Origin of the sequence: Herminiimonas sp. NPDC097707, assembly GCF_044761395.1 — a bacterium.
Taxonomy (GTDB): Bacteria; Pseudomonadota; Gammaproteobacteria; order Burkholderiales; family Burkholderiaceae_D; genus Oxalicibacterium.
The window spans coordinates 26,791-38,734 of the sequence record NZ_JBIWCI010000001.1 but is presented as its reverse complement, the minus strand read 5'-3'; the positions used below and the strand labels follow the sequence as shown (position 1 = coordinate 38,734).

Sequence of the window (11,944 nt, the reverse complement as noted above, 5' to 3'; positions counted from 1 at the left end):
CAGGATAAGACGCACGCTAAAAATTTTCACTCACCCGCCACTACTGAACCGGGACGAATAAATACGTCCGGGCGGCATCCGATTTTTCACAATATCCTTCTGTATCAGATACATAGCATTGCCGGATAAAAAAACGCGCTATTCAAACGCGTTTTTTAATATCACTCAACCGAGCCATTTTGCGATTGATAATAGCAGTACCAGCAGCATCCACAACAGTAGCGCGCGCCATACCAGTCCAACCGTGCTTTGCAGGGCGCGAACGGATGCCTCCTCACCGACCGGGGCCTCGGTTTCCAGAGTAATGGAATCCACCGTGCCCGCATCGACTGGAATCACATCGGCTGCGTTTTCCACCGAAGCGCCAAGGCGTATACCCATCGCGCCGCCGCCGGCGGAAAGGATGATGCCAACCCCCTCATCCTGCCAGCGTCCGGCAAAATTGCGCCATGCATAAATCGCATCCTCGAAATTGCCAACCACCGCAAATGCGGCAGCAGTCAAACGTACCGGAATCCAGTCTATCCAGTAAAATGCCTGCGCCGCAAAACGGCCGAATTCTTCACGCTCCGCCGTTTTCGGTTCGCTCCATGCGCGCGCCAGATATTCGGCCACACGATACATGATGGCGCCGACCGGGCCCAGCGGTGTCAATATCCAGAAAAAGACGCCGAACACATTTCTATGCGTGGTGACCAATGCCTTTTCCACTGCGATGCGTGCGACTTCGCTCACATCCATGTCGGCGGTATCGCGCTTGGTCCATTCAGCCAGCAAGGAACGTGCAGTCGCTTCGTCGCCGTTATTCAGTGCGAGCTGAATGGAAGTAAAAAAATGACTGTAATGACGAAACCCCAGTGTTACATACACCACTGCGATATTCACGATCAGGGCCGCCAGCGGGCCGATCTTGAGGCTGATCCAGTAGAGCAAGGCAACCGGGACGATGAATGCCGCAATCATCAGGAACCAGGCAATGCGTCCATGTTGCACCTGTCCGGCATTGAACGATTTTTCCAGTTTTTCAGCGAGTGCCCGGGCACCGGCATAGACCGGATTATCCGCACGCAGAGGTTTTAATTGTTCGATCAATAGCGCAAAGAGGATGGAAAAAAATGTCATTAAAGCGCCTTATGAGTCAGTCAACCTATACGATAACGCAGCACTTCGCCGGAATCAAATAAACAACAGGGTAAGGAAAGCCGTGCCGGCTCAATCGTCTCGCCTAGGCACGCAAAAAATGGAACAGATTACGCAGCATACCTGCTGTTGCGCCCCAAATGAAATGGCGCTCGTAAGGCATCACGTAAAAGGTACGGCTGCCGGTTTCAAATTGAGCGGTGCGACGCTGATGATGAGTACCATCCATCAGAAAAATCAGAGGGACTTCAAAAATCTCCGCGACTTCAAAGGTGTCGGGATGCACATCGAATGGCGGTTGCACGATGCCAACCACTGGCGTCACGCGAAAACCGGTGCCGGTATGATAGTCGGGCAGCGCGCCTATCACGTCAATGTGGCGACGTGCGAGGCCCACTTCTTCTTCCGTTTCGCGCAATGCGGTTTCTATCGGCGAACCGTCGCCAGGCTCGACACGCCCGCCAGGAAAGCTGATTTGTCCGGCATGATCATGCAAATGCGCAGTGCGCTGTGTCAGCAACAGCGTCGGTCCCGCATCACGCATCACGATAGGCAGCAGGACGGCCGCATCCATCAGCGGCCGGCTCAGCGGTCGCACCAAACGTTCCACCCTGATCTCCGGCGACCATACTGGCGGGTTCAAGAACCGCGCACGCAATGCCTCTGCCTTCAATTGTTCCAGCGTAATCGCTTCCTCTCCCCCGAGCGAATCAACGGGGAGCAATTCCGGATCGAAATGCAATGTGTTCAAGTAGTCTTCCCGCGCATAAGAATAATGAAATCTGCCAAGCTGTTTTAGCGACTAGTTACATTTGCTCTGATAGTAAACCTGCCACAATTTTTCCGCCAGATTTAACAATCGAATATTGTGCTGTTAAAACAAAAAAGACACCCGAAGGTGTCTTTTTTGTTGATGCCGATGAATTGCACGGACGAATCCGCAATGCAATTACTCTGCCGCGGCTTTTGAAACGACGCGACGTTGTGGCAATTTTTCTTTGATACGTGCCGATTTGCCCGAACGTTCGCGCAAGTAGTACAGTTTTGCGCGACGTACGTCACCGCGACGCTTCACTTCGATCGAAGCGATCAGTGGCGAGTACAGTTGGAATGTACGTTCTACGCCTTCGCCCGACGAGATCTTGCGAACGATGAAGTTCGAGTTCAAGCCGCGGTTACGACGCGAAATAACAACACCTTCGTAAGCCTGGGCGCGCTTGCGCGTACCTTCGACTACGTTGACGTTAACGATCACTGTATCGCCAGGAGCGAAGTCAGGGATGTTCTTTGCCAGGCGAGCAATTTCTTCTTGCTCTAATGTTTGGATCAGATCCATTTTTATTACTCCAATAACCATCTTGCCGGCGCCAGGTATTTCTAATATGCCCGGTAGAGGATGGGGTTACACATTGCAGGAACATACTGCTTTCCTGCTCGATACTACAAACTACTGAACAACTTATTCGGTATTACATACTGCTCAAAAACTTTTCGTCGGAACGCGTCAGCAAACCTGCCGCGCGTGCCTTGATAATCATGTCCGGACGTTTTTTCGCGGTTGCCTCCAACGCGCGTTCACGTCGCCATTTTTCAATCTCGACATGATGACCGCCCATCAAGACTGCCGGCACCGCTGACCCTTCATATACTTCAGGTCGCGTGTAGTGCGGGCAATCGAGCAAGCCATTTACAAAACTGTCTTCTACTGCGGATGCATCATCGTGCAACACACCTGGCAATTGTCGGATCACTGCATCCATCAAGGCCATCGCCGGCAATTCACCGCCTGACAACACGAAATCGCCGAGGCTGATTTCTTCATCGACACAAGTATCGAGAAAGCGCTGGTCGACTGCTTCATATCGACCGCACAATAAAACCAGACCAGGTTCAGCCGTCAACTGCATCACACGTTCATGCGTCAATGCCTTGCCTTGTGGCGAAAGATAGATCACGCGTGGTGCAGGCAGATCAGTTGCTATCTGACGCTTCTTTGCTTCCAGCACCGCTGCTTCCAGCGGCTTGACCATCATCACCATGCCGGGACCGCCACCATAAGGCCGATCATCGACGGTGCGATGCCTGTCGCTGGTGAAATCACGCGGATTCCAGAGCGCCAATTCACATTTTTTTTGTTCGAACGCACGTCGCGTAATACCCGACTGCGTAATCGCGGTAAACATTTCCGGGAACAGCGTGACGACATCAAATTGCATCTCGCCCACTCCTCAAAACGAACTGACTAATAGTCAAGTCCCCAGTCCACCGTAATTTTTTTTGCTGTTCGATCAACCGTAATGACGAACTGCTCGACAAACGGGATCAGCAATTCCTGCGCAGCCTTAGGATCGGCCTCGCTTGTTTGAGGCACAGCAACGCGCAAGATAGGATGCGCGCCGTTGTCCATCATGTCGCTGACCTGACCCAGACGCACGCCCTGCAAATTCTCGACTTCCAGACCGATCAGATCGACCCAGTAAAATTCATTGTCGGACAGTGCCGGGAAATGACTGCGCGGAATCTGTACGGTTGCACCTTTCAGCGCCTCCGCAGCATCTCGCCCTGCCACACCCATCAACTGCGCGACTACATCGCCGGAATGAATCTTGGATTGCATCATTGCCACGTCACGGAATTCAGGCTTATCCAGCCACCATGTTTTGGCATTCAACAACGCATCCGCATCGGCTGAGTAGGGTCTGACCCGCACCCAACCATTCAATCCATATGCACCGGAGATGTAACCAACCAGCACCAAGTCTTCAGGAACTTTCATTCCCGATGCCGTCTGATTGGACAAAACTTAAGCTGCTGCTTTGCCAGCTTGCGCTACCAAACGAGCAACAGTCGGCGACAGTTGCGCGCCTACGCCTTGCCAGTAGGCCAGACGGTCTTGCGCAATACGGACGCTTTCTTCTGCGCCTGAAGCTACCGGATTGTAAAAACCGATGCGTTCGATGAAGCGACCATCGCGGCGATTGCGCGAATCTGTAGCAACAATGTTAAAGAAAGGGCGCTTTTTTGCACCACCACGAGCTAAACGAATGACGACCATAATATTTCCAAAAAGTGTCTGAACACGGAAAAAGCCGCAAATTATAGCCCAAGTACCGCTACACCTGCAACCTCATTCACCGCCTTTACGGTGCCAACGTGGCAAATCGTGTGCTCTGCCGGGGACGAAAGGTGCGCACCGGGGCGACGCGTATGGCTTCTACCCTTACAATGCGCAGCGGGATACTGAATATCCATCGCGAATTATCCATCTTTTCGACAAAATACGCCGCTGCAAAGCCACTTTTACCAGATCAAAGTCTCAATATATGACCACCAGCCACAAGAACAAAACCTTCAGCACCCTGCTCGCCACCTTGTTTGGCAGCCTGGGCGCGCATCGATTTTATCTTTATGGCAAGAAAGATTTGTGGGCCTGGGTCGCCGTGCTGATTTTTGCCGCGCTTTTTGTCATTGTCATGACGCAATTGCCACAAACCCTGTTCATTGCTTTCTTAACCCTCTTTTTGATTTCGTTTTTTGCCGGTCTGATTGCCGCACTGGTCATAGGCCTGACTCCGGATGAGAAGTGGGACAAACAGCACAATACCACCAGCGGTTACGCATCGAACTCCGGCTGGGCCGTGATTCTGCTGGTCATCCTCACATTTGCACTTGGCTCTACCGCCCTGATCGCCGCGATTGCACGTGCCTTTGACCTGTACCTGACCGGCGGCGCATTCGGCTAAAACGCAGCAAGCACCCATCGATGAGAAGGACTTGCTGGCGGTCGGCACACATCTCTAAAACTGATCTTCGTGCAGCGCCAGCACACCGCTGCTGCCGGCCACAATCGCACTGCGATAAGCGCCGGCCTGCGACAAATAATAATCAGCAAAGAAGCGCGCAGTCGCGATCTTCGCCTGATAAAACTTCGCATCGCCCTCTTGCGCATCCAGCTTCTGTTGCGCAATCAGCGCAGCACGCGCCATCTGCCAGCCGCCGAGCACGATGCCGGCCAGTTTCAGATAGGGCACGCTGCCGGCAAATACGCCCTTGATATCGGATTGAATATTCGCTACGACATAAGCCACGACATCTTCCAGTGCGATAGTCGCTGCCGCCAGATGTGCGCCTATCGCCTGCAGCTCCGTTGACGCTGCAGCCGCCAATTCCGCTTCCGTTTCCCGCACGCGTGCAATGATGCCGCGCGCGACAACCCCGCCATCGCGCACCGTTTTGCGTCCAACCAGATCGTTAGCCTGGATCGCTGTCGTTCCTTCGTAAATCGTCAGGATGCGGGCGTCGCGGTAATACTGCGCGGCGCCGGTTTCTTCGATAAAGCCCATGCCGCCGTGTATCTGCAAACCCGTCGACGCCACATCGATAGACATCTCGGTGGCCCAACCCTTGATAATCGGCACCAGGAATTCATAGAAAGCCTGATTGCTGCTGCGCACTTTTGCACCGACATGATGATGCGCAATATCGAACGCGGTTGCGCCGACATACGCCAGTGCGCGCGCCGCTTCGATCTGCGCCCGCATGCTCATCAGCATGCGCCGTACATCCGGCTGATGAATGATGGACACTGCTGTCGCCGAACCGTCCAGGTCTTTCGACTGCACGCGATCCTTGGCGTAGGACACCGCTTTCTGATACGCGCGTTCGGCCACTGCAATACCCTGTATGCCGACCGCAAAGCGCGCGGCGTTCATCATGATGAACATGGTTTCCAGCCCGCGATTTTCTTCACCGACCAGCGTACCGATGGCGCCGCCGTGATCGCCGAACTGCAGCACTGCAGTCGGGCTGGCCTTGATGCCGAGCTTGTGTTCTATCGACACGCAATAAGCATCGTTGCGCGCGCCTAGCGAACCGTCTTCATTGACCATGAACTTCGGCACCACGAACAGCGAGATGCCCTTCACCCCTTCCGGCGCATCCGGCGTGCGCGCCAGCACGAGATGGACGATGTTCTCCGCCATGTCATGTTCGCCATAGGTGATAAAGATCTTGGTGCCGGAAATTTTGTAAGTGCCATCGCCCTGCGGTACTGCGCGCGAACGCACCAGCGCCAGATCGGAGCCGGCTTGCGGCTCGGTCAGGTTCATGGTGCCGGTCCACTTGCCGGCAATGAAATTCGGCAAGAAGGTTTCCTTCTGCGCATCCGAGCCGGCCGTCATCAGCGCCTCGATCGCGCCATCGGTCAGCAAAGGGCATAGTGCGAATGACAGATTGGCTGCATTCAGCATCTCCATGCAGGGCGTCGCCACCAGCTTGGGCAAACCCTGCCCGCCAAAACGCACCGGATGCTGCACGCCCTGCCAGCCCGCAGCGCCATATGCCTTGAACGCTTCCTTGAAACCCGGCGTGGTGGTGACGACGCCATCCTTCCACGCGCTCGGTTGCCGGTCGCCGGTTTGATTCAGCGGCGCAATGACCTCACTACAGAATCGTGCATTTTCTTCCAGCACGGCTTCCACCGTTTCCGGCGTCGCATCTTCGCAGCCCGGCAAGGCGTTGACGGCTGCCAGATCGGCCAGCTCGTTCATCACGAACAGCATGTCTTTCAATGGGGCGACGTAGCTCATGCGAAACTCCTAAAGAAAATGGGCAGGACGTTCAGGTAAATTGCAGTGTGCCAGAAAATCCCGCTCACACTACAACTCGCCTAACGTACTGCCCATCTGTGCTGCCACTTCGCACCTCGTCGCTTGGCGACGATTGTTTTTTCTGCTTAGCCGAGTTCCTTGACCAGTTGCGGCACGATCTCGAACAGATCGCCGACGATGCCGTAATCGGCCACCGAGAAAATCGGCGCTTCCGGATCTTTATTGATCGCAACAATGGTTTTGGAATCCTTCATGCCGGCCAGATGCTGGATCGCACCGGAGATGCCGACTGCAATGTACAAATCAGGCGCGACGATCTTGCCGGTCTGGCCGACTTGCCAGTCGTTGGGCACGTAACCGGCATCGACTGCTGCGCGCGAAGCGCCCATCGCCGCACCGAGTTTGTCAGCCAGCGGCTCAAGAATCTTGAAGCTTTCTTCCGAACCCATGCCGCGACCGCCGGAAACGACGATCTTCGCTGCCGTCAGTTCAGGACGGGCCGAGGTTGCCAGCTCACGCGAGACAAAAGACGATTTGCCGGAATCGGCAACCGCTGTGACGTTTTCAACTGTCGCTGAACCGCCTTCTGCTGCCAAATCGAAAGTCGTTGTACGCACGGTGATGACCTTGATCGCATCCGACGATTGCACGGTCGCAATCGCGTTACCGGCATAGAACGGACGCTCGAACGTATCGACGGAAACAACCTTGGTGATTTCCGAAATTTGCGCCACGTCGAGCTTGGCAGCCACGCGCGGCAAAATGTTTTTACCGTAAGCGGTGGCCGGTGCGAGGATGTGCGAATAATTCGCAGCCAGCGCCAGCACCTGGGCGGCTACATTCTCTGCCAGTCCATCGGCAAACTGTGCGCCGTCGGCGACCAGCACCTTGGTAACACCGGCAATTTTTGCAGCGGCTTGCACAGCCGCATCAGCCTGATGGCCGGCGACCAGAACGTGAACGTCGCCGCCGCATTGAAGCGCGGCTGTGATGGTGTGCAGAGTGCTGCCTTTTAAAGAGGCATTATCGTGTTCGGCTATGACGAGTGCGGTCATGATGATTTTCCTGTGCTTGTTTCAACTAAACGTCAGCGGCGTATGTGATGCGCCAGCGACTGTCGCAGATGATTAAATGACTTTGGCTTCGTTGCGGAGTTTTTCAACCAGCGTCGCAACGTCCGGCACGATGATGCCGGCAGAACGCTTGGGCGGCTCGCTGACTTTCAGCGTTTTCAAACGCGGCGTCACATCAACGCCCAGATCGGCCGGCTTGATGTTATCCAGCGTTTTCTTTTTCGCCTTCATGATGTTGGGCAAGGTCACATAACGCGGCTCGTTCAGACGCAGATCGGTGGTGATGATCGCCGGCAGCGTCAGCGAGACGATTTCCAGTCCGCCGTCCACTTCACGCGTGACCTTGACCTTGTCGCCATCGACTTCGACTTTCGACGCATAGGTCGCTTGCGGCCAGTCCAGCAAGGCTGCCAGCATCTGCCCGGTCTGGTTGGCATCGTCATCGATCGCCTGCTTGCCGAGGATGATCAGCTGCGGCTGCTCCTTGTCGGCGATTGCCTTCAACAATTTGGCGACGGCCAATGGCTGCAACTCGACATCGGTTTCCACCAGAATGCCGCGATCGGCACCGATCGCCATCGCGGTACGCAGGGTTTCCTGCGATTGCAGAATGCCGCAGGAGACAGCAATGATCTCAGTCGCCTTGCCGGCTTCCTTCAGGCGCGTCGCTTCTTCCACTGCGATTTCATCGAATGGATTCATCGACATTTTGACGTTGGCGATATCGACACCGGACTGGTCCGATTTAACGCGAACCTTGACGTTGTAATCGACCACACGTTTGACTGGAACCAACACTTTCATAGCTCTGCCCTTGAAAAATCAGAATGAAACAAATTCAAATTGGGTACGATTATAAACGGAAGTGAGGGGCGTTTTCCGCGTCGCTGCGATGCAGGACTTGCGGCAAGCAGTGATTCAGCGCGCGAACATAGAAAATATCCGCGCTGCGCGTCGCAAAAAACCGGCATTGCAAAGAGGAAAAAAAGGCACAACAAGAGCCCGGACAGTGCATTTCTGCACCAGGAAAAACGTCTATTCAAACAATGCGGCAAGCGCGATCAGCTGATCCGCGCCTTATTTCCGCCTCATGAAGAAAGTGAATATCTCGTTTTCTTCGCTTTGCTCCAGCAGCTGATTGCCAGTCTGCTTTGCAAAGGCCTGAAAATCGCGTACGGAACCGGGATCGGTTGCCTGTACTCGCAGCACCTGGCCGGTCAGCATCTCCGCCAGTGCCTTCTTCGTCTTCAATATCGGTAACGGACAATTCAAACCCCGTGCATCGAGGTCCTTGATAAATTCCATGGATTTGCTCTCACATCAAAATGCTATTGCATAATCAGCCGATTCTACTCTCAAACACTGATCGGTGATGCCCTAGGGCGTGACAACCATCCCTATTTAACAATTCCTTGCATCAAGAAAAGAAAACGGCAGGGAATGATGAACATTCCCTGCCGTTGCGGATAACAAGCCAAGTCTAGGCGCGTTCAGCCACCCACGCAGCAACACCCTGCAAGGCAGCCGGCAAGCCGCTGGCATCGGTGCCGCCGGCTTGTGCCATATCGGCGCGACCGCCGCCTTTGCCGCCAACCTGTTGCGCGACAAAGTTGACCAATTCACCCGCCTTGACCTTGCCGGTTGCGTCGGCTGTCACACCGGCGATCAGGCTGACCTTGCCGTCGTTGACGGCGGCCAGAACGATGGCGGCGGTTTTCAGTTTGTCTTTCAGCGTGTCCATCGTCGTGCGCAAAGTACCGGCATCGGCATTTTCCAGTTTTGCCGCCAACACCTTGATGCCCTTGATCTCGACTGCCTGCGACAGCAGCTCATCGCCCTGCGACGATGCCAGCTTGCCTTTGAGCGCATTGATTTCGCGTTCCAGCGTTTTTACCTGATCCAGCACCTGCGCCAGACGCGGCTGCAATTCTGCAGGCGGCGACTTCAGCGTGGCCGCTGCGCTGTGCACGGTCGCTTCCAGATCCTGGAAATAACTCAACGCGTTCGCGCCGGTAATCGCTTCGATACGACGCACGCCGGCAGCAACGCCGCTTTCGCCAACGATCTTGAACAAGCCGATATCGCCGGTACGTGACACGTGGGTACCGCCGCACAATTCGCGGCTGGAGCCGATGTCGAGCACGCGTACGGTTTCACCGTACTTTTCACCGAACAACATCATCGCGCCGGTTTTTTGTGCCGATTCGATATCCATCACACGTGCTTTCGTATCCGAGTTCGCGAGGATTTCCGCATTCACGCGTTTTTCGATTTCCAGTAGCTGTTCGTGTGTAACAGGTGCATTGTGGGCGAAGTCGAAACGCGTTTTTTCTGCATCGACCAGCGAACCTTTTTGCTGCACATGATCGCCCAGCACTTCGCGCAAAGCCTTGTGCATGATGTGCGTGACTGAGTGATTACGCATCGTGGCGGCGCGACGTGCGCCATCCACTGCCGCTTTCACCTTGTCGCCCACTTTCAATGTGCCTTGTGTCTGCACGCCATGATGACCGTAGACATCCGCCTTGATCTTTTGCGTATCTTCGACGCCGAACTGCACGCCTTCTGCCGAGACAAAACCCTGATCGCCAACCTGGCCACCACTTTCCGCATAGAACGGCGTGGTGTCGAGCACGACGATGCCGGCCTGGCCTTCCGTCAATTGCTGAACCGCAGTGCCCTCGAAGTACAAACCGACCACAGTTGCATCTTCTTGCAGATTTTCGTAACCGGTGAAAACGTTGCCCGCGCCGGTGTATTCCACCGCGCGCTCCATCTTGAACTTGCCTGCTGCGCGACCGGCTGCCTTTTGTTTTTCCATCGCGGCAGCGAAACCGGCTTCATCGACGCTGACGCCGTTTTCGCGGCAAACGTCGGCCGACAAATCGAGCGGGAAGCCAAAAGTGTCGTGCAACTTGAATGCGACTTCACCCGGCAATACCTTGACGCCGCCAGCCAGCGCTGCGTCGAGGATTTCCATGCCGTTGGCCAGCGTTTCAAAGAAGCGCTCTTCTTCTGCCTTCAACACTTCGGTGATGCGTTGCGCGTCGGCTTGCAGCTTTGGATATGCGTCGCCCATTTGCTCGACCAGATCTTTCACCAACTTGTGGAAGAAAGGTTTTTTCTGGCCCAGCTTGTAGCCGTGACGAATCGCGCGACGGATAATGCGGCGCTGTACATAGCCGCGACCTTCGTTCGATGGAATCACGCCGTCTGCAACCAGGAATGCAGTCGCGCGGATGTGATCGGCAATCACTTTCAACGAGTTATTGCTCAGGTCTTTGGTATTCGTTTCGCGGCCTGCAGCCTTGATCAATGCAGCGAAGGTATCGATCTCGTAGTTGCTGTGCACACCTTGCAGAATCGCAGCCAGACGCTCCAGGCCCATGCCGGTATCGACGCATGGCGCCGGCAACGGTTTGACCGTACCGTCTTCCGCCATGTCGAACTGCATGAACACGTTGTTCCAGATTTCGATGTAACGATCGCCGTCTTCATCCGGGCTGCCCGGAGGACCGCCGGCGATGTGCGGGCCGTGATCGTAAAAGATTTCCGAACATGGGCCGCAAGGGCCGGTGTCGGCCATCATCCAGAAGTTGTCCGACTTGTAGCGACCGCCCTTGTTGTCGCCGATGCGAATCACGCGCTCAGGCGGCAGACCGATTTCCTTGGTCCAGATGTCGTAGGCTTCCTGGTCTTCGATATAGACCGTGGCCAGCAGCTTCTCGCCCGGCAGGCCGTAGACCTTGGTCAGCAACTCCCACGACCACATCAGCGCGTCGCGCTTGAAGTAATCACCGAAGCTCCAGTTGCCCAGCATTTCGAAAAAAGTGTGGTGACGCGCGGTGTAACCGACGTTTTCCAGATCGTTGTGCTTGCCGCCGGCGCGCAGGCAGGCTTGCACCGAAGTTGCGCGCACATACGGGCGCTTGTCTTCGCCCAGAAACACGTCCTTGAACTGGACCATGCCCGAGTTGGTGAACATCAGGGTCGGATCGTTGCCTGGCACCAGCGGGCTGGATGCCACGATGGTGTGGCCTTTGGACTCAAAGAACTTCAGGAATTTTTCGCGGATTTCGGACGATTTCATGTTCTGGGCAAAGTAAGGAAGTGGGTGCTGCA

At 55.1% G+C, this 11,944-nt stretch carries 12 protein-coding genes; 1 reads left to right on the top strand and 11 read right to left on the bottom strand.

Features of this window, described 5'->3' with window-relative positions; all coding sequences use genetic code 11:
• Positions 1 to 165 precede the first annotated feature (165 nt).
• From ACIQW9_RS00215 to rpsP, 6 genes are all read right to left on the bottom strand, one after another.
• Entirely contained in the window at positions 166 to 1,122 is a 957-nt protein-coding gene (locus ACIQW9_RS00215) for a CobD/CbiB family protein (protein WP_402331403.1), read from the bottom strand.
• A 103-nt stretch (positions 1,123 to 1,225) separates the two neighbouring features.
• On the bottom strand, positions 1,226 to 1,891 hold the full coding sequence (locus ACIQW9_RS00210) for a CoA pyrophosphatase (RefSeq protein ID WP_402331400.1): 666 nt from the start codon (positions 1,889 to 1,891) through the stop codon (positions 1,226 to 1,228).
• A gap of 198 nt (positions 1,892 to 2,089) precedes the next feature.
• On the bottom strand, positions 2,090 to 2,476 hold the full coding sequence (gene rplS / locus ACIQW9_RS00205; RefSeq protein ID WP_011870166.1) for a 50S ribosomal protein L19: 387 nt from the start codon (positions 2,474 to 2,476) through the stop codon (positions 2,090 to 2,092).
• Positions 2,477 to 2,609: 133 nt separating this feature from the next.
• Positions 2,610 to 3,356: a tRNA (guanosine(37)-N1)-methyltransferase TrmD gene (trmD, locus tag ACIQW9_RS00200; RefSeq protein WP_402331397.1), complete on the bottom strand. Its 747-nt coding sequence runs from the start codon at positions 3,354 to 3,356 to the stop codon at positions 2,610 to 2,612.
• Between the two features lie 26 nt (positions 3,357 to 3,382).
• Positions 3,383 to 3,916, bottom strand: coding sequence for a ribosome maturation factor RimM (gene rimM / locus ACIQW9_RS00195; protein ID WP_402331394.1), 534 nt, complete (start codon positions 3,914 to 3,916; stop codon positions 3,383 to 3,385).
• A 27-nt stretch (positions 3,917 to 3,943) separates the two neighbouring features.
• Complete coding sequence (rpsP, locus tag ACIQW9_RS00190; RefSeq protein ID WP_011870163.1) at positions 3,944 to 4,195, bottom strand: 30S ribosomal protein S16; 252 nt, start codon at positions 4,193 to 4,195, stop codon at positions 3,944 to 3,946.
• Between the two features lie 268 nt (positions 4,196 to 4,463).
• Here rpsP and ACIQW9_RS00185 point away from each other — a divergent pair, with 268 nt between their 5' ends.
• Positions 4,464 to 4,883 (top strand): NINE protein, encoded by a 420-nt coding sequence (locus tag ACIQW9_RS00185; RefSeq protein ID WP_402331391.1) that lies wholly within the window; start codon positions 4,464 to 4,466, stop codon positions 4,881 to 4,883.
• 54 nt (positions 4,884 to 4,937) lie between these two features.
• On the opposite strand, the gene ACIQW9_RS00180 is transcribed toward ACIQW9_RS00185, so the two are convergent.
• From ACIQW9_RS00180 to alaS, 5 genes are all read right to left on the bottom strand, one after another.
• Complete coding sequence (locus tag ACIQW9_RS00180; protein WP_402331388.1) at positions 4,938 to 6,728, bottom strand: acyl-CoA dehydrogenase; 1,791 nt, start codon at positions 6,726 to 6,728, stop codon at positions 4,938 to 4,940.
• Between the two features lie 146 nt (positions 6,729 to 6,874).
• Positions 6,875 to 7,804: an electron transfer flavoprotein subunit alpha/FixB family protein gene (locus tag ACIQW9_RS00175; protein WP_402331385.1), complete on the bottom strand. Its 930-nt coding sequence runs from the start codon at positions 7,802 to 7,804 to the stop codon at positions 6,875 to 6,877.
• 72 nt (positions 7,805 to 7,876) lie between these two features.
• Entirely contained in the window at positions 7,877 to 8,626 is a 750-nt protein-coding gene (locus ACIQW9_RS00170; protein ID WP_011870159.1) for an electron transfer flavoprotein subunit beta/FixA family protein, read from the bottom strand.
• 273 nt (positions 8,627 to 8,899) lie between these two features.
• Positions 8,900 to 9,127, bottom strand: coding sequence for a sulfurtransferase TusA family protein (locus ACIQW9_RS00165; RefSeq protein WP_402331382.1), 228 nt, complete (start codon positions 9,125 to 9,127; stop codon positions 8,900 to 8,902).
• Between the two features lie 175 nt (positions 9,128 to 9,302).
• Positions 9,303 to 11,912 carry an alanine--tRNA ligase gene (alaS, locus tag ACIQW9_RS00160; RefSeq protein WP_402331380.1) on the bottom strand — a complete coding sequence of 870 codons (2,610 nt, stop codon included), beginning with the start codon at positions 11,910 to 11,912 and terminating at the stop codon, positions 9,303 to 9,305.
• Positions 11,913 to 11,944 lie beyond the last annotated feature (32 nt).

Excerpts from the sequence above, each read along its gene's own strand:
- rpsP (WP_011870163.1), bottom strand. The coding sequence starts at position 4,195 with ATGGTCGTCATTCGTTTAGCTCGTGGTGGTGCAAAAAAGCGCCCTTTC.
- ACIQW9_RS00165 (WP_402331382.1), bottom strand. The coding sequence starts at position 9,127 with ATGGAATTTATCAAGGACCTCGATGCACGGGGTTTGAATTGTCCGTTA.
- ACIQW9_RS00215 (WP_402331403.1), bottom strand. The coding sequence starts at position 1,122 with ATGACATTTTTTTCCATCCTCTTTGCGCTATTGATCGAACAATTAAAA.
- rimM (WP_402331394.1), bottom strand. The coding sequence starts at position 3,916 with ATGAAAGTTCCTGAAGACTTGGTGCTGGTTGGTTACATCTCCGGTGCA.
- ACIQW9_RS00175 (WP_402331385.1), bottom strand. The coding sequence starts at position 7,804 with ATGACCGCACTCGTCATAGCCGAACACGATAATGCCTCTTTAAAAGGC.
- trmD (WP_402331397.1), bottom strand. The coding sequence starts at position 3,356 with ATGCAATTTGATGTCGTCACGCTGTTCCCGGAAATGTTTACCGCGATT.
- ACIQW9_RS00185 (WP_402331391.1), top strand. The coding sequence starts at position 4,464 with ATGACCACCAGCCACAAGAACAAAACCTTCAGCACCCTGCTCGCCACC.
- rplS (WP_011870166.1), bottom strand. The coding sequence starts at position 2,476 with ATGGATCTGATCCAAACATTAGAGCAAGAAGAAATTGCTCGCCTGGCA.
- ACIQW9_RS00170 (WP_011870159.1), bottom strand. The coding sequence starts at position 8,626 with ATGAAAGTGTTGGTTCCAGTCAAACGTGTGGTCGATTACAACGTCAAG.
- alaS (WP_402331380.1), bottom strand. The coding sequence starts at position 11,912 with ATGAAATCGTCCGAAATCCGCGAAAAATTCCTGAAGTTCTTTGAGTCC.
- ACIQW9_RS00180 (WP_402331388.1), bottom strand. The coding sequence starts at position 6,728 with ATGAGCTACGTCGCCCCATTGAAAGACATGCTGTTCGTGATGAACGAG.